We start from the raw sequence: 21,189 nt of genomic DNA, 5'->3' as shown, positions 1-21,189 counted from the left end.
AAGCGGCAACACGCTCCCGTCCGGGAATGGTGTGCTGACGCCCCGCGATCGTTACTGTGGCAGCGGAAGCACCCAACCGGGGTACGGGGAGCGGCCTTGGAACTCGTTGCGGAGCGCATCGGTCGGCTGTGCCGACAGGCCGGCGGGCAGTTGCGCGAGCATGCCGGGCGGTACGGCGTGGCCGAGGTGCTCGACCGGATCGTCGACGCGGTCGGCCAGGGCCGCCTGGACCGGCAACTGGAGGAGGACCTCGACCGGCTCGACGGGGCGTTCGCGCGTAACGGCATCGACGGGCTCACCACCGGCGTACGCGGGTTCGAGCCGTGGCTCGGCGGAGGCGGCCACCCGGCGGTCCTCGCCTGGGGCTGCCCGAGTCCGGGGCCGTGCCCTCGGAAGGTCCCGGTCGGCGACGGCGACCGGCCGGTGTGCGAGCTGACCGGCACGCCGTTCGTGGAGAGCCGGACCACCTTGTGAACGCGTTCCTGGCCGAGCTGGGCAAGCAGCTGGTGACCCGGTGGACTGTGGCGCTGTTGCTGCCGGGGGCGCTGTTCGCCGCCGCGGTGGTCCTGGCCCACGCCCTCGGCCACCGGCACGCCGTGGATCTCCGGGTCCTGACGGTCCGGTTGGCCGGGCTGTCCGATGGGCGCGGCGTGCCCCTGCTGATCACCACGGCCGCGTTCCTGCTCGGTGCGGCGGCGGCCGGGCTCACCGCGCAGTCGGTGGGCGTCTTCGTCTCGTGGACGTGGAGCCTGACCGGATCCATGCCGGTGCTGCGCCGGCTCGCTGACCGGCGCCGCCGCCGGTGGGAGCGGGCGGACGCCGAGGTGGTTACGGCCGAGCGGGCGCTCCTCGCGGACACCGCCGACCCCACGCTGCGCGATCGGGCCCGCCGGGCCATCGCCCGCCGCACGGCGGTCTGCCTCGTGGAGCCGGCGCGACCCACCTGGGTCGGGGACCGGCTGCACGCGGCCGACGTGCGGGTGCACCGAAGCTACGGGATCGACCTCGCGGCCGGGTGGCCGCGACTGTGGCTGCTCCTCCCGGCCGAGGTGCGCGGCGAACTGACCGCGGTGCAGGACCGGTGCGCGTCGGCGGCCCGGCTGGCCGGCTGGGGCCTCCTGTACGCCGCCCTCGGGGCGTTCTGGTGGCCGGCCCTGGTCATCGGCCTGGTGACCCTGCTCACCGCCCGATACCACGCCCGCCTCGCCGTGAGCGTGTACGCCGACCTGGTCGAAGCCGCCGTGGACCTGCACGGCCGGGAGCTGGCGATCCAGCTCGGACTGTCGTGTCCGGACCGCCTCACCCGGAAAGTCGGCGAACAGCTCACCGCGATCGTCCGCAAGGACGGCATCGTTCCCCACGCCCGCCGGGCCAGATCCGCCGAGCCGTCGCCGCCCCGCCCCTGACCTGCGGCCCTCGGGCCGTCACGGCTTCCAGGACGGGTTGTGCAGGATGGCCAGGTTCTGCCGCGCGTTGACCGCCAGGGTGTGGTCGCCGGCGATCTCCTGCACCGAGTCGAGCACCGTCCAGTACAGGTCGATCGCCCGTTTCCGGTAGCCGGCCAGTGCGAGGGTGGCGGCCAGATTGTTGCGCCGGCCAATGGTGCCGAGGCTGTCCCGCCCGAGGCTCCGCTCGCTGTGCCGGATGTTCTCTGTGTGCAGCTCGATGGCCTGCGCGTACTGGCCGGCGTGCTGGTAACCCACCGCCAGGTTGTTCCGGACGACGAGGGTCAGTTCGCTGTCGCTGCCGTGCAGCTGCTCGGCTGCGGGCACGACCTCCCGCAGCACGTCCAGCCCGTCGTCAACAAGCCCGGCTTCGAAGTAGGCCTGACCGAGCGCGTTGCGGACCTTCAGCGTGTCCGCGTCGACCGCGCCGAACGCCTGCGCCGCCCCGGCGGCGAGGGGTTCGAGCAGGGCGATGGCCTCGCTGAACCGTCCACATCGGCGATGGTCCTCGGCGAGGCTCAGCCGGTATGCCAGCGTGCCGCGGTCGCGGACCGCCTCCCGGCCCAGTCCGGCCGCACGCCAGAGGTCGAGGGACGCCCGGACCACGTCGAGCGGACCGTCCGCCGCGCGCGGGGGCGGCGGTGGCCTGGCGGGTAGGGGCTCGGGCGGCTCTGCCTCGTCCGCCACCCACGACGCGAGCCGCGCCCGCAGTTCCCCGGCCGGGACGCCGTCGACGTACAACCGGCACACCCCGTGGTCGAGGTGCAGGTCCAGGAGCGAACCAGCGCCGGCCACCAGGCGGAGGTGAGTCAACGCCGTGAAGTGGCCGGGGGTCCGGACGTCCAGCCCGCGCAATGCGGGCCAGGCGACGGCCAGGAACCGACGGATCCGTTGGCGCAGCCGGATGCCGGAGCGGTCGACGACCGCGGTGAGCCCTGATGTCTCGCCCGTCCCGCGCGGATGCCCACTGAGACAGGTCACCTGGGGTATCGCGAGCGACGACATCGCGTCATCCTTTCAGCCGGACGCGCAAATGCCCACGGCCCGGAGTACGGCGGGCGCCCGATCGCCCGCCGTACTCCGGGGGTCCGTCAGCGGACGGTCAGCGTGCCGACCACCGGCAGCGGCGCGACCACCGGCGGGAGCCGCTTCGGCTCACCCCTACCCGGCGCACCCGCCCGGGCGAGGTCGCTCTTCGCCGCGGTCGCCCGCGCGTCCGGCGCCTCCGGAGCGTCCACGAACGGCTGGTCGTCACCGGTGCAGACCTTGCCCTTCGCCGGCAGCGTCCCCTTCAGCAGGTACGCGTCGACGGCCCCCGTCACACAGGCCGAGGTGCCGTACGCGGTGTGGCCCCAGCTGTCGCTGCTGAGCAGGCGGCTGTTCGGCAGCAGCGCCGCCGAGCTGACCGCACCCTGGTAGTTGGTCGCCGGGTCCCAGTAGTTGCCAACCACCAGCACCGGGGCGCTGGTGCGCCGGTTGAACGGGCCGGTGTAGGCGTCCTCGTCCCGCACCGTCCAGGTGTTGCGGGCGCAGGGCGAGGTGGCCCAGGCCCAGGCCCGGCCGAAGTACGGGGCCCGCTTGTCCTCCTTGGCGGCCAGCGCCGGCCAGGCGTCGGCGCTCTTCGGGTGGTACGCGTCGGTGCAGTCGACCGTCAGGAACGTCTCCAGCCCGTTGTCGTACGGGAAGTCGTACCCGCGCTGCTTCCGGGCCTGCGCGGCGCGCTCGACCACCGCGGTCTGCGCCTGCGACCGGCGGGCCGCCGACGCCGACGCCGGGTCGGTCAGCACCAGCAGCTCGCTGGCTCGCTGGTGAGGCCGACGATGTCCTGCCAGCCGTACGGGCTGTAGAGCGCGCTGAGGCTGGCACCGACGAAGTCGGCGTAGCCGATGGTGAACGGGCCGCCGTCCGGGTCGTCGATCACCAGCGGCTTCTTGCGCAGCCGCTGCGCCACCGTCTCGTACGCGGCGACCGGGTCGCCGGCGGCGGCCAGCTCGCACTTCTCGGCGCCGGCCTTCGCGCAGCGGACCAGGATCTCGTGCAGCGCGTGGTACGCGCCGTCGGCGCTGCGCAGCCGGGTCTCCTGGAGCTGGTCGCGCGCCTTGCCCTGGCCGACCCAGGCGTTCGGGTTGAGCACCCCGTCGACGACGAGGGCGCGGACCCGGTCCGGGAACATGTTGGCGTAGTACTGGCCCAACGCCGTGCCGTAGCTGAAGCCCAGGTAGGTGAGCTTCTTGTCGCCGACCGCGCGGCGCAGCACGTCCATGTCGCGGGCCACCTCGGCGGTGGAGGCCGCGCCGGTCAGCGGCTTGCCGGTGGTCGAGCAGGCCGTGCCGACCGCCTTGGACGAGGCGATGTAGGCCTTCTCCTCGGCCTTCGTCCACGGGAAGGCGACGTTCAACCCGGCGCCCGCCTTCATCTGGTCCTTGACCGAGCGGAAGCACCTGACGTTGTCGCTGTTGGCGACGCCGCGCGGATCGACGCCGACGACGTCGAAGCGGTCGAGCAGGTCGTCGCCGAGGAAGTACGGCGCGGCGAGCGCGATGCTGGTGCCGGAGCCGCCCGGGCCACCCGGGTTGAGGAAGAGGCTGCCGATCTTGTGCTTCTGGTCGCGGGCCTTGACCCGCAGCACCGCGATCTCGGTGGTGGCACCCTTCGGGTTGTCGTAGTCCAGCGGCAGGCGGACGGTGGCGCACTCGGCGTAGCCGTAGCAGGCGTACCAGCCGAGCTTCGGCGTCGGCACGCGGTCGACCCGGCGGGCCTCGACGGCGCTGGTCCGATCGGACGCGGGGGGCTGCGGCGTGGCGGCCGCAGTGGGCGCGACCGCCGATCCGGCTAGGACGATGCCGGCGGCCCCGGTTGCGAGCAGGGACCGGATTGCACGTGGCATGTGGCTGCCTTCCGGTGGGAGACGGGATCTGTCAAGGAGACCTCGACCCCCGCCACTCTAGGGATCACCGCCAACGAAGGCCGCCCGTCAAACACGCGCCAAACCGACAAATTGCCGATTGATGTAACGAAATTTTCTTGATCGACGCTTTTTCGGGCCCGCCGCGCGCGGATTCCTCGCCCCTCACCATCCGTCCACCGTGGTCTCCACCGGACGCCCCGACGACGCGCCCGACCCGGTCCGGCGGTTGACAGGTGGCCGGCCTGGGCCATGCTTGTCGGGTGAGTTCGTTCCCGAAGCCCGATGCGCGGGTGAAGGCCGTCGTCGCGTCGCTGGCGACGGTGGCGGCGTTGGTGACGCTGGTGGTGTGGCGCCCCGCGGGCATCCTGTCGGTGATCCTGGCCCTGGTCTGCGTCCTGCTCGGGATGGTCGCCGGCGTGACGGTGACCGCCGCGCGGCAGGCCCCACGGCAGCCCCGCGGCGACACGCCGAGCGAGGAGTGGCCGGTGCCCGGCGGGTACGGAGTGGACGCCGACACGCTGGAGGCGCTGGACCCGCGGGCCGTCCGAGCCGTCCGCGAACACCGGACGGCGGACGGGTACGCGGTGGACGCGGACACGCTGGAGGCGCTCGATCCGCGGGCGGTCCGGGAACACCGGACGGTGAACGGGCTCAGCGACCGGTGAGCGTCGGCACGGCGAGCGCGTTCACGCCCTGCCCCGCCAGGCAACGGTAGGTGCGGCCGCCGTCCGACGGCGGCAGCACCTCCAGGTTCCACCCGGCCGCCTGCTTGAGGCCACTGACCAGGCGGAAGGTGCTGACGTTGCAGACCTGCCGGACGGCGGGGTCGGCGGCGACCGCGCCGTGGCCCGCCCCGGCCAGGGTCGCCGGCAGGTCACCCTCGGCGTACGTCTCCCAGGTGTGCTGACCGTCGCACGACACCCGGTCCGCCTCGGCCCGGTCGCGGCGCAGCCGTACCGGGCCGAAACACTCCAGTTCGGCGGCACAGCGGGCGCCCGAGGGCAGGCGTATCCCCTCGGCCGCACAGCCCGGCCGCACCTGGCCGACAGCGATCCCGCTGGCCACCGGCGTGGGCGACGCCACCGGGACGGGCGGACCGCCGGCCAGCCACGCCCCCGCGCCGGCCGAGGCGGCGAGCGCGAGGACCCCCGCCCCGCCGAGGAACCAGCGGCGCCGCCACCGCCGGCCGGGCGTGGGCACGGTCGGGTGGGCGTCGTCCGCCGGCGGGCGCGGGCTCGGCCCGCCGGCCCGGCCCACCGGGTACGGCCCACCGGCGCGGGAACCGCTGACCGGGAACGCGGAGATCGGCGCCCCGCTCACCGGGGCGGCCCCCGGATCCAGCGGGAGCGCGGCGAGCATCGCGCCCAGTTCCACAGCGGACGGACGCTCGCCCGGATCGTTGGACATGCCGAGCCGCAGCACGTCGATCAACTCGTCGGGGATCCCGGGCAGGCCGGGGATCGGCTGGTGGAACATCTCCAGCACGGTGACCAGGCTCGGGTTGCGCTCGGACAGCCAGCGCGGCGGCCGGCCGTGCATCACCGCGTAGAGGGTGGCGCAGAGCGCGTACACGTCGACCGCCGGCGTCGGCGGGCTGTGGTTGAACATCTCCGGCGGCGCGTACGCCGGGGTGAGCACCTCCAGGGTGACCGAGGCGTCCCGGACCTCGGCCAGCACCGCCAGCCCGAAGTCGGCCAGCACGGCCGGGTTGAAGTGCGAATAGAGGATGTTGGCCGGCTTGACGTCCCGGTGCAGCACCCCGGCCGCGTGCGAGTGGGCGAGGGCGTCGGCGATCTTGACGCCCAGGTCCCGCGCCTCGACCGCACCCAGCGGCGAGGTGCGCATCCGCTCCGCGTACGACCCGTCGCAGAGCTCCATGATCAGGTACGGGTGCTGGTCGACGGTGACCCCGACGTCGAAGAGGTCGACGACGTGCGGATGGGACGACATCTTGCCGGCGGCCCGCGCCTCGCGCAGGAAGCGCGCCTGGTCCCGCTCGCTGTCCAGCGTGCGGTTCTCCACCTTGACCGCGACCTCGCGACCCACGGAGATCTGGGTAGCCCGGTAGACGGTGGCGTAGCCACCCCGGGCAAATACCTCCAGATCGGTCAGACCGGGCACGATGGGCAGCCGCAGGGCGCCGGGCGGGGTCTCGGTCACGGCTCGAAAATACCCAACCGGTCGGGTCGCTCAGTGCACCGCGTCGGCCGCCGGCACGGGGCCGGAGCCGGCGGCGTCGTCGCCCGGGCCACTTACGGCGGCCGCCCGGCGGGCGTCCCACCGGAGGCCGACCGCGGTCGCGACCGCGCCCAGCCCCTCCCAGGCGGCCACCCCGAAGAACCGGTCCGGGGCGACGTCCGAGAGCACGGCGATGGCGAAGACGGTGAACGTGACCAGCCGGAACCAGACGGTGAACCGGTAGAACGGCCGCCACTCGGTGGCGACGGCGAGCAGGTAGTAGACCCCCATGTTGAACGAGGCCATCGAGGACGCGGTGAGGAACGTGCCGGTGTAGTCACCGGGAGCCCGCTCGGCCGGCACCTCGAAGCCGAGCATCCGCAGCTGCGCCTCCGGCCAGATCAGCCCGAGCGCGCCGAGGAGCAGCGCCAGCACGCCGAAGACCGCGATCGTCCAGCCGGCGCCCGAGCGCGGCAGCCCCATGAGTCCTCCCCACCCGCGACCGCCGACTTGGACGGCCTCCTCGGCCATCGAGGCTAGCCGCCACTCCCCGCCGGACACATCCCCGAAACCGCCAAACCTGCCCACTCCCCCACGTTCGCGGTCGCAGATTCACGGAAGGGTGCGGCCTCCGGCCGCGAAATGGCCACGCATTCCGGGAATCCGTACGGATTCTGGGGCGCTGCGGGCGGGTCAGGTGAGGGGGTCGGCGAGGCGGGCGCGGAGGGCGTCGGCGTACGCCCGCTCGCTGCGCTGCTCGGTGGCGTAGGCCAGGCGGACCGCCTCCTCGGCGCTGGCCAGCGCCTCGGCCGGGCGGTCGCAGGCGGCCAGCGTCTCGGCCAGCACGCAGGCCCCGATCACCTGGCTGCGGACGTCCTCGGCCGGAGCGGCGACCGCCCGCTGCGCCCAGTCCAGCGCCTGCACGGGCTGGCCGTGGGCGAGCAGCGCGGAGGCGTACCGGGCCATGGTCTGGCGGCGGGAGAAGAGCAGCGACGGGGTGTGGGCGGCGGCGGTGGCGACCGGGGCGAGCAGCCCCACCGCGGTCGCCGGGTCGTCGTCGGCGAGCCGGGCCAGGGCGAGCAACACCCGGGGCGCCACCTGGGCGGGGGCCTGCGGGTTGTGCGGCTCCACCGTGGTGAGCACCGACCGGGCGGCCTGCTCGGCGGTCTCCCAGTCACCCAGATCCAGCGCCACGAACCCGCGCAGCGTGCCGGCCATCCCGGTGAGCAGCGGATGCGACGTCCGGCCGGCGTACGCGAGGGCGTCGCTGAGCAGGTCGGCCGCGTGCTCCGGCTCGCCCAGCCCGCGCGCCACCACCCCGCGTACCACCAGGGCGAAGCCCTGCCCCCAGTCGTCGCCGACCTCGGCGAAGTCCCGGTACGCGCGCCGCGCCGCCCGGTCCGCCTCGGCCAGCTCGCCCAGTTCGGCGGTGGCGTACGCCTCGACGGCGCGCAGCGTCCCGACCGCCCACGCCTCGCCGACCCGCTCGCCGAAGGGGAGGAAGACCTGCGCCATCCGGCACGCCTCCCGGAGCCGGCCGGCGAGCAGCCGGGCGAACGCCGTGGTGCCGCGCAGCCAGGCCCGGCCGTACGGGTCCTTCAGCTCGGCGAAGAGCCGGGCGGCCCGGCCGAGCACCGCGTCGGTGCCGGCGAAGTCGCCCCGGGTGGTGGTCACCCAGGCCAGGTTCTGCAACGACCAGGCCTGCCCGCGCGGGTCCTTCGCGGCGAGGCTGACCTGGTAGGAGGCGGCCAGCCGGCTGCTCGCCTGGCCGAGCCGGCCGGCGACGAAGTCGGCCATGCCGAGCCGGCGCATCGCCGAGGCGCGCATCGTCGGCAGCCCGGCCGCCGTGGCCACCTGCAACGCCTCCTGCCAGCAGGCTTCCGTCCGGGCCTGGTCGCCGAGGGTCTGGTGGGCCTGCCCGGCGAGCAGCAGGGCGGCGGCCCGGGTGGCCGCGTCGCCGGCGTTGGCGGCGATCTTCTCGGCGGAGGCGAGCGCGTCGTGCGGGCGGCCGACCTGGAGCAGCGCCCGGGCGTGCACGACCTGGTCGGCCGGCGGCACCCCGTCCCGGGCCAGCTCGGCGGCGCGCTCGGCGTACTCGACGGCCAGGGCCGGCTCCCCGGAACGCAGTGCGCGGCGGGCGGCCCGGCCGAGCGCGGCGACGCCCAGCGGGGCCACCGCGCGGGCCGGCGCGTCCGGGCGCAGCTTCACCGCGTCGGCGAGCGCGGCGGCCCGCTCCACGTGCTCGGCCACGAAGTCGTCCCGGTCGGCCTCGGTGAACCCGCCGGGCAGGGCGACGCCGTCGGCGCTCTCCGGGGCGGCCCAGCGGGCCAGCGCTGCGTGCCGCTCGGCCAGCTCCGCCTTGCTCACCCCGGCGTACGCGGCCTCGCGCATCAGCGGCGTGGCGAACGCGAAACCGGTGCGGGTGCGGTGCAGCATGCGGCGCTGCAGCAGCTCGTCCACGGCCCGCTCCAGCTCCACCGCGACCACCGCCGCCGGCCGGCCGTCCCGGCCGGTGCGCTGCTCGCGGAGTGCCTCCAGGGCGCCGGCGGGCACAGTGTCGCCGACCACCGCCGCGTCGCGCAGCACCGAGCGGGCGTCCACCGGCAGCGCGTCGATCCGCGCGGCGAGCACGGCGGCCAGGTCGCGGGAGAGCAGCCGGCTGCCCAGCGAGCCGGGTGCCAGCCGCCAGCCACCGGGGATGTCCCGGTCCGCGCCCGCGGTCAGGGCGCCCCGCTCCATCAGCAGCGTGACCAGCTCGGCCAGGTAGAACGGGTTGCCCTGGGCGGTGGCGAGCAGCCGGTCGCTGTCAACCTGCGGCAGCTTGCCGCCGCTCAGGTAGCTGGTGAGCAGCCGGGCCGCGTCGGCGCCGCGCAGCGGGGGCAGCGCGTGCACCTCGGCGTCCGCGACCCGGGTCAGCGCGCCGGCGGTACGCACCAGCTCGGGCCGGCCGAGCAGCAACGTCAGCACCGGGCCGCTGAGCCGGTTGAGGGTCAACCCGAGCACGTTGATCGTCTCGGCGGTCGCGTCGTGCAGGTCGTCCACGACGACCACCAGCGGCGCCTCGACGGCGAGCGCGCTGAGCAGCCCGGCGACCGCGTTCGGCACCGCCTCGGCGTCCGGCGGCGGGGCGGCCGCGTTCCACTCGCCGTTCCCGGGCACGGGCGGGAGTTCGGCGTACCCGAGCAGCGCGAGGAGTTGGTCGACGGCGAGCGGGGGCAGGTCACCGGGGAGCCGGCCGAGCCGCTGGCCGAGCCGGCGCAGCCGCTCCTCCACGGCCGGGCGGGTGAGCGCGGTGGCGGCGTCGTTGGGCAGCCCGACCGCAGCCCGGACCAGGTCGGCCAGCGGGGCGAGGCGGCGCCGCTCGCCGAACGCGGCGCAGCGTACGGAGAGCACCCGCGCGCCGGTGTGCGCGGCGTACCGGCCGGCGCCCACGTCGTAGCCCGCGGCGAGGCGTTCCACCTCGGCGGCGAACCGGGACTTGCCGATCCCCGCCTCGGCGGTCATCAGCAGCACCCGGGGCTCGCCCCGGTCGATCACCTCGGCGAGCCGGCCGGCGACCCGGCCGATCTCGGTCTCCCGGCCCACGAAGGGCGCCTCGTCGCCGAGGCCGGACCGGGTGCCCGGCGCGTCCAGGAGACCCAGCAGCTCGTACGCCTCGACCGGCTCGCGCTTGCCCTTGAGCCGCAGCGGGCGCAGTGCCCGCCAGGAGGCGACGTGCCGGGTGGCGGCGGCGGTCCGCGCGCCGGCGTAGACCGCGCCGACCGCGGCAGCGTCGGCCAGCCGGGCGGCGGTGTTCACCGTGTCGCCGATGACGGTGTATTCGATGGCCGCCTGGATGCCGGCGATCACGTCGCCGGTGTTCAGCCCGACCCGCAGGCCGAGCGGCGCGCCGCCGCCCCGCTCGTCGTCGAGCACCCGGCGGACGGCCCGCTGCATGGAGAGCGCCGCCCGGACGGCCCGCTCGGCGTCGTCCTCGTGCGCCACGGGCGCGCCGAAGACCGCCATGATGCCGTCGCCGGTGAGCTTGTCGACGTGCCCGCCGAAGGTCTTGACCGCGCCGGCGAGGGCGGCGAGGACCCGGTCGGTGACCGCGCCGACCCGTTCCGGGTCGAGGTCCTCCGACCAGGAGGTGAAGTCGGAGAGGTCCCCGAAGAGCACGGTGACCACCCGCCGCTCGGCGGCGGGCAGCATCGCGGCGGCCGGCAGTGCGGATCCGCAGTTGTGGCAGAACCGCGCGCCGGGTACGGCGACGGTTCCGCACACCGGGCAGGTCACGGCTGCTCCACTCCGAGGTATTCCAGCTGCGCGCGAACCGACCACTCGGCCGCCCACCAGAGCGACCGGTCGACGTCGGCGTACACCTTGGCGACCACCTCGGGTGCGGTGGTCGCGCCCGCGGCGACCGCGGCGCGGACCTGGTCGAGCCGGGCCCGGCGGTGGGCGAGGTAGAACTCGGCCGCCGCGCCGCAGTCGGCCAGCGCCGGGCCGTGCCCGGGCAGCGCCGGGATCCCCCGGTACGTGGAGAGCAGTTCCAGGCTCGACAGGTAGTCCCCGAGGTGGCCGTCCGGGTGGGCGACCACGGTGGTGCCCCGGCCCAGGATGGTGTCGCCGGTGAGCACCACCCGCTCGTCGCCGTACGCGGCCAGAAGGCAGACCGAGTCCGCAGTGTGCCCCGGCGTGGTGAGCAGGCGGATCTCCAGACCCGAGCCGTCGACGGGCCCGGTCAGCGGCTCGCCGCCGATGGTGTGCGCCGGGTCGGCGGCGCGGACGGGCGTGCCGCCGAGCAGCTCGTGCAGCCGGGCCGAGCCCTCGGTGTGGTCGGCGTGCCCGTGGGTGATCAGCACGGACCCGACCGGCCCGTGCGCCGCGATCGCGGCCAGGTGCCCCTCGTCGGCCGGCCCCGGGTCGACGACGACCGCGTGCTCGGCGCCGGGGGCGCGCAGCACCCAGGTGTTGGTGCCGTCGAGCGTCATCGGCCCCGGGTTCGGGGCGCGCAGCAGCGTCACCCAACCCGGCAGCTCGTCCGCGAGCGCCCCTGCCGCCCCGGTCACATGCCCGCCCATGGCAGCGATCGTACGACCCCGCTCGCCACTCCCCGCGATCTTGCAGCTCTGGCCTGTGATTTGTGGTCGTTCACGGCTTTCGCTGGGCCGGAACCAGCAAGATCGCGGGGACCGGGCGTGAGTGGCGGCTCAGCCGACCTCGACGATGACCTCGACCTCGACGGGGGCGTCGAGCGGCAGCTCGGCGACGCCGACCGCGCTGCGGGCGTGCCGGCCGGCCTCGCCGAAGACCGCGAGGAACAGGTCGGAGGCGCCGTTGATCACGCCCGGCTGGCCGGTGAAGCCCGGTGCGCTGGCCACGAAGCCGGTCAGCTTCACGATCTTGACCACGTTCTCCAGGCCGACCAGCCCGTCGATCGCGGCGATGGCGTTGAGGGCGCACCGCTGCGCCAGGTCCTTCGCCTGCTCGGCGGAGACGCCGTTGCCGACCTTGCCGGTGGCGAGCAGCTTGCCCTCCGCCATCGGCAGCTGACCGGAGACGTAGACGTGCTGCCCGGACTGGACGGCCGGCACGTAGCTGGCCACCGGGGGCACCACCTCGGGCAGGCTCAGGCCGAGTTCCGCGAGCTTCGCGTGCGGTCCGTTGCTCATGCCGCCACCTCGTTCCGCTCGGCGTCGCCATGAGCTGACTTCGCGCTGAGCCCGATGATTCGCTCGCTACGCTCACTCATGCCGGTCACGCCTTCGGCCGCTTGAGGTAGGCGACGAGCTGCTCGGGGTTCGGGCCGGGGACCACGGAAACCAACTCCCAGCCGTCCTCGCCCCAGTTGTCGAGGATCTGCTTGGTCGCGTGGACCAGCAGCGGGACCGTGGCGTATTCCCACTTCTGCATCGGGTAAAGGCTCCCTCGCCTGGCTTGGACTTCGGTCAGGCACAGCCTACGGTCCGCCGTTACCAGTGGGACGCCGAACGCTGCCCCGGCGCCGTGGGCGGCTCGCCGCACGGGCCCTCGTGCTCGTAGGGCTGGGGGCAGCGGGAGCGGTCGGGCAGCAGCAGGTCGCAGAAGACGCGATGCCGGTTGTTCTGGTCGTCCGCCGTGGAGACCGTCGTCTCGCCGGCGTCCAGTTCGCTGAGGAAGCCGAGCGAGGTGGCCACGGTGCCGGCCAGCGCGGTGGCGGCCGTCAGGTCGGCGACCCGGACGGGCAGGTGGATGACGTACCCGGGCTCCTCCTCGTCCCGAGCTCGGTCACCCGCCAGGACCAGCGTGCGGAGCGCCTCGGCCGGCTGGCGATACCACCGCTCGTTGAACGGCGCCCCCGGGCCGGCCTCGGCGTCACCGGGCCGCCCCGCCCGGTCACCGGGGGAGAAGTGGGCTCGAGGGGTGTTCTCCGCGTCGCGCATGCGCTTCCTCCGGGCGTCGTAGCTGCTCACCGTCACCACCGTCCGGCTCGGACCCACCGCACCGGCCCCGCGTCGCGACGAACGTAGGACGTGCCGTCAGTCCCAGCAACGGGACGCGCAGACGCGATCACATCCAGTCACATATGCGACACATCTGTGGGCAGGAATGCGACGGCGTGCTTTCGTCCGACCCGCTCAGCGGGCCGGCCACATACGCGGGGCTGGCAAGTCGCGCACCGACCGCTACCCTTCCGGTCTGGACGGGCGACCCGTGCTCGCCCTCGACGCTCGACCACTGTCCGTCGCCTGGGGTGGCGACGGCGCCGCACCCCGGGGGAAGACATGACCCAACCGCCCATCGGTGGCGCCGCCGGTTCGCCCGGCGGCCCGTCCCACCAGGAGCCGCCCGGCGTCGCACCGGCCCCCGGGCCGTTCCCCGCGCCGCCCCCCGGGCCGTTCCCCGCGCCGCCGCCCGCACCGGCCCCCGGGCCATTTCCCGCACCGCCCCCCGGCGGGTTCCCCGCACCGGCGCCCGGCTACCCGCCACAGCCGGGTCCGGTGCCCCCGAAGAAGCGACGCGGGCTGCTGATCACCTCGATCGTGCTGGCCGCGGCGATCCTGCTCTGCGGCGGTGGCGGCACGGCCGCGTTCCTGACCCTGCGCAATGCCGACGAGGGGCAGGGCGCGAAGGAGCCGGCGGTCGCGGTGGACGGTTTCCTCACCGCCGTCTATCAGGACCGGGACGCCCGGAAGGCGGCCACCTTCGTCTGCTCCACGGCGCGGGACGACAAGAAGATCGCCGCCAAGGTCGCCGAGGTGCAGAAGTACGCCGCGCAGTACCAGAATCCCCGGTTCCGCTGGACCACCCCGAAGGTGGACAACCGGACCGGCGACCGGGCCACGGTCACCACCAAGGTCACCATGACCACCTCCGACGAGAAGGTGGCCGACCAGGAGCTGCGCTTCACCGTGGTGCAGAAGACGGGTTGGTGGGTCTGCGAGGTCGGCTGAGCCGGGCGGCTGGACGGGAGCCCGAGCGGGATGGTCCGGCGGGGCTCCGCCGCCCGTCCCGGACGGGTTCTAAGCTCGACAGGTGGCACCAGCTGAGCAGCCGGCCGAACGCGCCGGCACCGCATGGCCGGCCCGCCTGCACGTGGTGACCGGAAAGGGCGGCACCGGCAAGACCAGCGTGGCCGCGGCGCTGGCCCTCGGGCTGGCCGCCGGCGGCCGGCGCACCCTGCTGGTCGAGGTGGAGGGGCGGCAGGGCATCGCCCAGCTCTTCGGCACCGACCCGCTGCCCTACGAAGAACGGCACCTGACCGAAGCCCGGGGCGGCGGCGAGGTGCGGGCCCTGGCGGTGGACGCCGAGGAGGCGCTCCTCGAATACCTGGACATGTTCTACAAGCTGGGCGCGGCCGGCCGGGCGCTGCGCAAGCTCGGCGCCATCGACTTCGCCACCACCATCGCCCCTGGCCTGCGGGACGTGCTGCTCACCGGAAAGGTGAAGGAGGCGACCACGCGCACCAGCGGCCAGCGCCGGGTGTACGACGCGGTGGTGCTGGACGCGCCGCCGACCGGGCGGATCGGCCGCTTCCTCAACGTCACCGCGGAGACCGCCCGGCTGGCCAAGGTCGGCCCGATCAAGACCCAGAGCGACGGGGTCGCCGCACTGCTCCGCTCGCCCATGGCGGCGGTGCACGTGGTGACGCTGCTGGAGGAGATGCCGGTCCAGGAGACGGTCGACGCGATCGCCGAGCTGACCCAGTTGGGTTTCCCGATCGGCCGGGTGATCGTCAACGGCGCCCGGCCCCCGGTGCCGACCGGCCGCGCGGTGACCTCCGCCGAGCTGAAGCGGGGGCTGGCGGCCGCCGACCTGCCGACCGACGCGCGGACCGTCGCCGCCCTCGCTGGCGAGGCGCGGGACCAGCAGGTACGCCGGGAGCTGGAGGACTCGCTCCGGGCCGACCTGGTGGAGCTGGGGCTGCCGCTGACCGAGCTGCCGCTGCTCCCCGAGGGGGTCGACCGGGCCGGCCTGGAGACGCTGGCCGAGACGCTCGTCCGGGCGGATTGACTCACACTGCGGCCGGCACGGAGCAGAGACGCCCGGAAGACCGATACGCTCGATTGGTGCCTTCCGAAGACGCGGCGCCACCGCTGGACGTCGACCAGATCCTCGCCGATCCCGGCGTCCGGATCGTGGTGTGCTGCGGGGCGGGCGGAGTGGGCAAGACGACCACGGCGGCCGCGTTGGCGCTGCGGGCGGCCGAGCGGCACGGCCGGCGCACGGTGGTGCTCACCATCGACCCGGCCCGCCGGCTGGCCCAGTCGCTCGGCCTGACCGAGCTGGACAACACCCCGCGCCAGGTCAAGGGCATCGACGTCGAGGAAAGCGGCGGCGAGCTGCACGCCATGATGCTCGACATGAAGCGCACCTTCGACGACGTGGTGCTCCAGCACACCGATCCGGCGAAGGCGGCGGAGATCTTCGCCAACCCCTTCTACCAGGCCATGAGCTCCACCTTCGCCGGCACCCAGGAATACATGGCGATGGAGAAGCTGGGGCAGCTGCACGCCCGGGGCGAGTGGGACCTGATCGTGGTGGACACCCCGCCGTCCCGCTCGGCACTGGACTTCCTGGACGCGCCGGCCCGGCTCTCCCGGTTTCTCGACGGGCGGATGCTGCGGCTGCTGCTCGCCCCGGCCCGGACCGGGGGGCGGAGCATGTTCAGCTTCGTGACGGCGGGCTTCGGGATGTTCTCCAAGGCCGTACAGAAGATCATCGGGGCGCAGCTGCTCACCGACCTCTCCGGCTTCGTCGCCGCGCTGGACTCGATGTTCGGCGGCTTCCGGCAGCGGGCCGAGCAGACGTACCGGATCCTGCAGGCGCGGGAGACGGCGTTCCTGCTGGTCGCGGCGCCCGAGCCGGATGCGGTGCGGGAGGCCGCCTACTTCGCGGGCCGGCTGCGCGAGGAGCACATGCCGCTCGCCGGCCTGGTGCTCAACCGGGTGCACCGGCCGGCGGTGCCGGACCTGAGCGCGGCCGACAGCCTGGCCGCCGCGGCCCGGCTGGAGCACGCCGGCGGGCACGAAGGGACCGTCGAGGTGCTGCGGGCCCACGCCGCGCTGGCCCAGCAGGCGGTACGCGAGCAGCGGGTGGCGGCCCGGTTCACCGAGGCGTTCCCGGCCGTGCCGGCGGTGTCGGTGACGGCACAGCCCGCCGACGTGCACGACGTCGACGGGCTGCGGACGATCGGCGAGGCGATCAGCCGGCGGTGAGGCACGGTGACCGACGGGCCGGTACGGCGCGGCGGTCAGTTCGCGGTGGTCACCAGGACCTTGTCCTTGCCGGCCTTCTCCTTGGCGTTCTTCTTCATGGCGGCCTCGAACATCTTCCGCCAGCTGGTCACCTGCGGGTGACGGCGCAGCAACGCCCGGCGTTCGCGTTCGGTCATGCCACCCCACACTCCGAACTCGATCCGGTTGTCGAGCGCGTCGGCCAGGCACTCGTACCGCACGGGGCAGCTCCGGCAGATCCGCTTCGCCACGTTCTGTTCAGCGCCCTGTACGAACAACGCATCCGGGTCACCGTTCTGACACGCCGCCAGTGACGGCCAGTCAGTGATCATGCCCATCTGTACACGTCCCCCCTTGCAGTACCTACCGACGTCGCGCGACCAGCCGTCGAACTCCCCCCGGTCGTCCGGCCCGCCTCCCCAGGGCGGCACGGACGACAATGCGGCTCTGTCGCCGTCAACCATCATGCTGTGTAGTCGCCTGATTACGCAACGTTGTCGGCGAAATCCATCATTCCGGACACTCCCGGCTTCCCGGGCTTTCGCCCGCCGTCTACCCCGCCCGAGTACGTGAAAACGCTGCGCGGCTCCCCCATTCGGGGGAGACTTCTGCCGGGTCCACGCAACCACCCGGCAGGGTTCGTGCGTTTAGCACAACGAGGCCGGCGCGCACTGGAAATGGGGAAAGTTCCCCGCGCGCCCCTCGTTCCCTACTCGCGTACCCTGTCGAGGTGACCTGGATGCGGAAACGTGACCACAATGTGCTGACCAACGCCGCATCGCTGCTCATCTGTGGCCTGTTGGCCGGCGTGGTGGTCGCAGCTGCGGCCTTCCCCGCAGTGGCGATGTCCGGACTGGCCGCCAAGGCGGGGGCGGAGACCTTCGGCGCGCTGCCGAAGGAACTGACGGTGGCCCGCGCGCCGCAGATCACCTACCTGGTGGCCTCGGACGGCAAGACCCCGCTGGCCACGATGTACGACGAGAACCGCCGGGACGTCAAGCTCAAGGACGTCTCGACGTACATGCAGAAGGCGATCATCGCGGCCGAGGACCACAACTTCTACAAGCACAACGGCGTAGACCTCAACGGCGTCGCCCGCGCGTTCGTCAACAACAGCTCCGGGGCCAACTCTCGGCAGGGCGCCTCCACCCTGACCATGCAGTACGTCCGGCTCGCCATCTCCTACTCGGCCACGCACCCGGCCGACGTGGTCGCCGCGACCGAGGACACCAGCGCCCGCAAGCTGCGCGAGATGTCGCTGGCCCTGCAGGTCGACAAGGAGTTCTCCAAGGACGAGATCCTGGAGCGCTACCTGAACATCGCCGCCTTCGGCAACGGCGCGTACGGCATCTACGCCGCCAGCCAGACCTACTTCGGCAAGCCGCCGAGCAAGCTCGACATCCAGGAGTCGGCGCTGCTGGCCGGCATGGTGAAGGCGCCGACCGCGTTCGACCCCACCACCAAGGCCGGCTACCCGGAGGCGGTCGGGCGGCGCGACTACGTCATCGACAACATGGTGCAGATCGGCGCGATCACCAAGGAGCAGGCCGACGAGGCCAAGAAGATCGAGCTGGTGGTCAAGGACAAGCGCGCCCCGAACGGCTGCGTCCAGGCCAACAAGCAGAGCTGGGGCTTCTTCTGCGACTACTTCTACCGCTGGTGGATGCAGCAGGAGACCTTCGGCGCCACCTCGTACGACCGGGAGCGCCGGCTGAAGAGCGGTGGCTACACCATCAAGACCACCCTCGACGTGCAGGCGCAGGACGGCGCCGACCGGGCGGTCCGCAACCACCTGGGCGTGAACAGCAAGGCCGCCCGGATGGTCGCGGTGGTCGAGCCGGGCACCGGCCGGGTCCGCGCCGTCGCGGTCAACCGGAACTACAAGCTCGACGATCGGGCGCACCCGCAGAACAAGACCTCCAGCGACCCGAAGAAGGCCAAGAAGGGCATCCGGGGCACCTACCCGAACACGGTCAACCCGCTGGTCACCGGCGGCGGCGGCGCCAACGGCTACCAGGCCGGCTCAACCTTCAAGATCTTCACCCTGGTGGCGGCCCTGGAGAAGGGCCTCCCGCTCAGCTACACCATCAACGCGCAGCCGCAGTTCAAGTCCGAATACATCATCAAGCAGGGCTCGAAGGCCGCCTGCCCCGGCACCCACTTCTACTGCCCGGTGAACGCCTCGAAGTCGATGGCCGGCGTGCACAACATGTGGAGCGCGTTCGGCTTCTCGGTCAACACCTACTTCATCCCCCTGCAACAGCAGGTCGGCGCCGAGAACGTGGTGAAGGCCGCCGAGAAGCTCGGCATCACCTTCCGCTCCCCGGACGACGCCACGCTCGCCGCCGACGCGCACCAGTGGGGCGCGTTCAGCCTGGGTGTCTCGCAGACCACCCCGCTGGAGCTGGCCAACGCGTACGCCACCCTGGCCGCCGACGGCAAATACTGCGAGCCGATCCCGGTCGAGGAGATCCGTGGCCCGGACGGCGACAAGCTGGCCGTCGCCAACCCGCGCTGCGAACAGCGGATCAGCACCCAGGTGGCCCGGGCCGCCGTGGACGCGGCCCGTTGCCCGGTGGGCGACCGCTCCGCGACCTCCAAGTGCAAGACCGCCACCGCGGGCAACGTCCGCGGGATCGTCAAGGCGCCGGTCGCCGGCAAGTCCGGCACCACCGACTCGGACAAGACCTCGGCCCTGGTCGCGATGACCAAGCAGTACGCGGTGGCCGGCATCATGGCCGACCCGGACTGGCCGCAGACCAACCAGAAGATGGGCCACGACGTCCCGAACGGCATCAACCCGGCCGTGTACGAGACGCTGCGGGACGCCATGAAGGGCAAGGAGCGGATCGAGTTCACCCCGCCGAGCGGGAAGATCATCGAGGGCGACCAGCGCTCCATCCCCGACGTGAAGTGCCAGTCCATCGACGCCGCCAAGTCGCGGCTGCGCGGCGCCGGCTTCGATCCGGTGGTCGCCACCAACCCGAGCCCGTCGAGCTGCCCGGCGGGCACCGCCGCCGGCACCAGCCCGGACGGGCGCACCATCAAGGGCGGCGTGGTGATGATCGAGGTCAGCTCCGGCCAGCCGAAGCCCGGCGGCGCGGGCACCGGTGGCCCGGTGGTTCCGCCACCGAACGGCAACGGTCGGGGGCCGCGACCGCGCGGCTGACCGGTCAACGACAGAGCGGGCGGGCACCCCTGGTGGGTGCCCGCCCGCTTCGTCGTGTCGCCCCGGTCAGAGGCCGAGCTGCCGGCGTACCTCGGCGGCGACGCGGCCGCCCTCGGCCCGGCCGGCCACCGCGGCCTGGGCCGCCTTCATGGCCGGGCCCATCTGCGCCTTGCCGGTGAAGCCGCCCGCGGCGAGCGCCCCCGCGACCAGCTCGGTCAGCTCGGCGTCGGCGAGCTGCTTCGGCAGGTAGCGCTCCAGCACCTCGCCCTCGGCGGTCTCCTTGCCGGCCTGCTCGGTGCGGCCCGCGTCGGCGAAGGCGGTGGCGGCCTCGCGCCGCTTCTTCGCCTCCTTGGTCAGCACCGCGAGCACCTCGTCGTCGCTGAGCTCGCGCTTTTCCTTGCCGGCGACCTCGGCGTTGCCCACAGCGGCGAGGGCCATCCGCAGCGTGGAGGTGGTCAGCTCGTCGCGCGCCTTCAGGGCGGCGCGCATGTCGGCGGTGAGACGATCCTTCAGCGTGCTCATGGACGGTCAAACTACCCTGAACGGCATGCGAAAGCGCACACTATTCCGGCTCGCCGCCGGGACCGTCGCCGCCGGCGCGGCCGCCCTGGCGTACGCGTCCCTCGTCGAGCGCCACCTGTTCACCCTGCGCCGGTACGACGTACCGGTGCTTCCGACGGACGCCGAGCCGCTGCGGGTGCTGCACCTGTCGGACCTGCACATGATGCCCAACCAGCGGCGCAAGCAGGACTGGGTGGCCTCGCTGGCCGCCCTCGACCCGGACCTGGTGGTGGTCACCGGGGACAACATGGCGCACCCCGACGCCGTACCCGGCGTGCTGCGGGCCCTGCAACCGCTGCTCGACCTGCCCGGCGCCTTCGTCTTCGGCTCCAACGACTACACCGGGCCGGTCTGGAAGAACCCGTTCACCTACTTCCTGCCCGACCGGGAATACACCGAGGGCGTGCCGCTGCCGTACGAGGAGCTGCGCGACGTGTTCACCGGGGCCGGCTGGGTGGATCTCAACAACGCGCGGACCACCCTGAAGGCGGGCGGCCGGGAGATCGAGCTGGCCGGCGTGGACGACCCGCACGTCGAGCGGGACGACTACGACGCGGTGGCCGGCCCGGTCAGCTCCAGTAGCGCGCTCTCCATCGCCCTCAGCCACTCCCCCGAGCCGGCCGTGCTCGACCGGATGGCCGCCGACGGCTTCGGGCTGCTGCTCGCCGGGCACACCCACGGCGGCCAGGTCTGCGTGCCCGGCTACGGCGCGCTGGTGACCAACTGCGGCCTGCCCCGCTCGATGGCCCGCGGGCTGCACCGCTGGCCCGGCTCGGACGCCTGGCTGCACGTCTCCGCCGGCCTCGGTACGCACCCCACCGCGCCGGTGCGGTTCGCCTGCCCGCCGGAGGCGAGCGTGCTCACCCTGATCTCCCGCTGAACGACCCGTGCCGGAGGTGGGGGGTACCGAGTTTGACCATCGGAGCGGGTGGGCTACTATTTGTCGGCACGCCTCGGGGTGTGGCGCAGTTTGGTAGCGCGCTTCGTTCGGGACGAAGAGGTCGTCGGTTCAAATCCGGCCACCCCGACCAGAGGTAAACGAGTCAAGGCCCCTCCACGGAGGGGCCTTGACTCGTTCCCGGCGTCGACCCTCGAACCCTGGGCGCTTCTCGGCGGGTGACCGTTGATCATGACAGCACCCAGGTCCCGGGCCGGGCCGACGGGTAGCGGGCGCGGTTCGCCCACCCGGCTGGGCAGGGGCGGATGATCAATTTTCCTGGCAAGGTTGAT

General features: G+C 73.4%; 18 protein-coding genes, 1 tRNA gene and 1 pseudogene. 9 read left to right on the top strand and 11 right to left on the bottom strand.

Annotated features, from left to right (window positions below; translation table 11 throughout):
• Window positions 1-96 precede the first annotated feature (96 nt).
• Both ACY34I_RS06785 and ACY34I_RS06780 read left to right on the top strand, forming a co-directional pair.
• A complete protein-coding gene (locus ACY34I_RS06785; RefSeq protein ID WP_462753521.1) occupies window positions 97-474 on the top strand; it encodes a hypothetical protein in 378 nt (125 codons plus the stop codon).
• Window positions 471-1,406 (top strand): hypothetical protein, encoded by a 936-nt coding sequence (locus tag ACY34I_RS06780; RefSeq protein ID WP_462753519.1) that lies wholly within the window; start codon window positions 471-473, stop codon window positions 1,404-1,406. Before ACY34I_RS06785 ends, ACY34I_RS06780 begins: the two co-directional genes overlap by 4 nt.
• Window positions 1,407-1,424: 18 nt before the next feature.
• On the opposite strand, the gene ACY34I_RS06775 is transcribed toward ACY34I_RS06780, so the two are convergent.
• Window positions 1,425-2,450, bottom strand: coding sequence for a tetratricopeptide repeat protein (locus ACY34I_RS06775; protein WP_462753517.1), 1,026 nt, complete (start codon window positions 2,448-2,450; stop codon window positions 1,425-1,427).
• An 86-nt stretch (window positions 2,451-2,536) separates the two neighbouring features.
• A pseudogene (locus ACY34I_RS06770) lies at window positions 2,537-4,332 on the bottom strand (alpha/beta hydrolase).
• Between the two features lie 281 nt (window positions 4,333-4,613).
• Between ACY34I_RS06770 and ACY34I_RS06765 the strand changes: the two are divergent.
• The gene (locus ACY34I_RS06765; RefSeq protein WP_462753515.1) at window positions 4,614-5,018 is read left to right on the top strand and encodes a hypothetical protein; all 405 of its coding nucleotides are present in this window, start codon (window positions 4,614-4,616) and stop codon (window positions 5,016-5,018) included.
• Here the strand turns inward: ACY34I_RS06765 and ACY34I_RS06760 are convergent.
• The 7 genes from ACY34I_RS06760 to ACY34I_RS06730 all read right to left on the bottom strand — a co-directional run bounded on the left by ACY34I_RS06760 (window position 5,005) and on the right by ACY34I_RS06730 (window position 12,935).
• Window positions 5,005-6,513, bottom strand: coding sequence for a serine/threonine-protein kinase (locus ACY34I_RS06760; protein WP_462753513.1), 1,509 nt, complete (start codon window positions 6,511-6,513; stop codon window positions 5,005-5,007). The two genes, ACY34I_RS06765 and ACY34I_RS06760, sit on opposite strands and share 14 nt — an antisense overlap.
• Window positions 6,514-6,543: 30 nt before the next feature.
• A complete protein-coding gene (locus ACY34I_RS06755; protein WP_462753511.1) occupies window positions 6,544-7,014 on the bottom strand; it encodes a hypothetical protein in 471 nt (156 codons plus the stop codon).
• 210 nt (window positions 7,015-7,224) lie between these two features.
• The gene (locus tag ACY34I_RS06750; RefSeq protein WP_462753509.1) at window positions 7,225-10,806 is read right to left on the bottom strand and encodes an adenylate/guanylate cyclase domain-containing protein; all 3,582 of its coding nucleotides are present in this window, start codon (window positions 10,804-10,806) and stop codon (window positions 7,225-7,227) included.
• Window positions 10,803-11,594 carry an MBL fold metallo-hydrolase gene (locus tag ACY34I_RS06745; protein ID WP_462753507.1) on the bottom strand — a complete coding sequence of 264 codons (792 nt, stop codon included), beginning with the start codon at window positions 11,592-11,594 and terminating at the stop codon, window positions 10,803-10,805. Before ACY34I_RS06745 ends, ACY34I_RS06750 begins: the two co-directional genes overlap by 4 nt.
• A gap of 129 nt (window positions 11,595-11,723) precedes the next feature.
• Window positions 11,724-12,185 (bottom strand): RidA family protein, encoded by a 462-nt coding sequence (locus ACY34I_RS06740; protein ID WP_462753505.1) that lies wholly within the window; start codon window positions 12,183-12,185, stop codon window positions 11,724-11,726.
• Window positions 12,186-12,270: 85 nt separating this feature from the next.
• Complete coding sequence (locus tag ACY34I_RS06735; RefSeq protein ID WP_013736319.1) at window positions 12,271-12,426, bottom strand: DUF4177 domain-containing protein; 156 nt, start codon at window positions 12,424-12,426, stop codon at window positions 12,271-12,273.
• Window positions 12,427-12,485: 59 nt separating this feature from the next.
• On the bottom strand, window positions 12,486-12,935 hold the full coding sequence (locus ACY34I_RS06730; RefSeq protein WP_462753845.1) for a hypothetical protein: 450 nt from the start codon (window positions 12,933-12,935) through the stop codon (window positions 12,486-12,488).
• A gap of 342 nt (window positions 12,936-13,277) precedes the next feature.
• On the opposite strand from ACY34I_RS06730, the gene ACY34I_RS06725 reads away from it, so the two are divergent.
• The 3 genes from ACY34I_RS06725 (at window position 13,278) to ACY34I_RS06715 (ending at window position 16,211) form a co-directional block, all read left to right on the top strand.
• A complete protein-coding gene (locus ACY34I_RS06725; RefSeq protein ID WP_462753502.1) occupies window positions 13,278-13,946 on the top strand; it encodes an Rv0361 family membrane protein in 669 nt (222 codons plus the stop codon).
• Between the two features lie 82 nt (window positions 13,947-14,028).
• Window positions 14,029-15,006: an ArsA-related P-loop ATPase gene (locus tag ACY34I_RS06720; RefSeq protein WP_148793084.1), complete on the top strand. Its 978-nt coding sequence runs from the start codon at window positions 14,029-14,031 to the stop codon at window positions 15,004-15,006.
• A 53-nt stretch (window positions 15,007-15,059) separates the two neighbouring features.
• Window positions 15,060-16,211, top strand: coding sequence for an ArsA family ATPase (locus ACY34I_RS06715; RefSeq protein WP_187413264.1), 1,152 nt, complete (start codon window positions 15,060-15,062; stop codon window positions 16,209-16,211).
• A gap of 35 nt (window positions 16,212-16,246) precedes the next feature.
• On the opposite strand, the gene ACY34I_RS06710 is transcribed toward ACY34I_RS06715, so the two are convergent.
• Window positions 16,247-16,567 carry a WhiB family transcriptional regulator gene (locus tag ACY34I_RS06710; RefSeq protein ID WP_046564004.1) on the bottom strand — a complete coding sequence of 107 codons (321 nt, stop codon included), beginning with the start codon at window positions 16,565-16,567 and terminating at the stop codon, window positions 16,247-16,249.
• Window positions 16,568-16,968: 401 nt separating this feature from the next.
• On the opposite strand from ACY34I_RS06710, the gene ACY34I_RS06705 reads away from it, so the two are divergent.
• Complete coding sequence (locus ACY34I_RS06705; RefSeq protein WP_462753499.1) at window positions 16,969-19,398, top strand: transglycosylase domain-containing protein; 2,430 nt, start codon at window positions 16,969-16,971, stop codon at window positions 19,396-19,398.
• 66 nt (window positions 19,399-19,464) lie between these two features.
• Here the strand turns inward: ACY34I_RS06705 and ACY34I_RS06700 are convergent, their stop codons facing one another.
• A complete protein-coding gene (locus ACY34I_RS06700) occupies window positions 19,465-19,920 on the bottom strand; it encodes a GatB/YqeY domain-containing protein (protein WP_462753497.1) in 456 nt (151 codons plus the stop codon).
• Window positions 19,921-19,945: 25 nt separating this feature from the next.
• Here ACY34I_RS06700 and ACY34I_RS06695 point away from each other — a divergent pair, with 25 nt between their 5' ends.
• Both ACY34I_RS06695 and ACY34I_RS06690 read left to right on the top strand, forming a co-directional pair.
• Entirely contained in the window at window positions 19,946-20,839 is an 894-nt protein-coding gene (locus ACY34I_RS06695; protein ID WP_462753495.1) for a metallophosphoesterase, read from the top strand.
• A 74-nt stretch (window positions 20,840-20,913) separates the two neighbouring features.
• A tRNA-Pro gene (locus tag ACY34I_RS06690) sits at window positions 20,914-20,990 on the top strand.
• Window positions 20,991-21,189 lie beyond the last annotated feature (199 nt).

Source organism: Micromonospora sp. RTBAU3-60 (assembly GCF_054963695.1).
Note: the sequence above shows the minus strand (reverse complement) of the source record. Positions and strands in the feature narration are given on the sequence as shown.

Coding starts and splice junctions, on each gene's coding strand:
- ACY34I_RS06745 (WP_462753507.1), bottom strand. CDS start 11,594: ATGGGCGGGCATGTGACCGGGGCGGCAGGGGCGCTCGCGGACGAGCTG.
- ACY34I_RS06775 (WP_462753517.1), bottom strand. CDS start 2,450: ATGTCGTCGCTCGCGATACCCCAGGTGACCTGTCTCAGTGGGCATCCG.
- ACY34I_RS06740 (WP_462753505.1), bottom strand. CDS start 12,185: ATGAGCAACGGACCGCACGCGAAGCTCGCGGAACTCGGCCTGAGCCTG.
- ACY34I_RS06710 (WP_046564004.1), bottom strand. CDS start 16,567: ATGGGCATGATCACTGACTGGCCGTCACTGGCGGCGTGTCAGAACGGT.
- ACY34I_RS06700 (WP_462753497.1), bottom strand. CDS start 19,920: ATGAGCACGCTGAAGGATCGTCTCACCGCCGACATGCGCGCCGCCCTG.
- ACY34I_RS06755 (WP_462753511.1), bottom strand. CDS start 7,014: ATGGGGCTGCCGCGCTCGGGCGCCGGCTGGACGATCGCGGTCTTCGGC.
- ACY34I_RS06735 (WP_013736319.1), bottom strand. CDS start 12,426: ATGCAGAAGTGGGAATACGCCACGGTCCCGCTGCTGGTCCACGCGACC.
- ACY34I_RS06695 (WP_462753495.1), top strand. CDS start 19,946: ATGCGAAAGCGCACACTATTCCGGCTCGCCGCCGGGACCGTCGCCGCC.
- ACY34I_RS06730 (WP_462753845.1), bottom strand. CDS start 12,935: ATGCGCGACGCGGAGAACACCCCTCGAGCCCACTTCTCCCCCGGTGAC.
- ACY34I_RS06725 (WP_462753502.1), top strand. CDS start 13,278: ATGACCCAACCGCCCATCGGTGGCGCCGCCGGTTCGCCCGGCGGCCCG.
- ACY34I_RS06705 (WP_462753499.1), top strand. CDS start 16,969: ATGCGGAAACGTGACCACAATGTGCTGACCAACGCCGCATCGCTGCTC.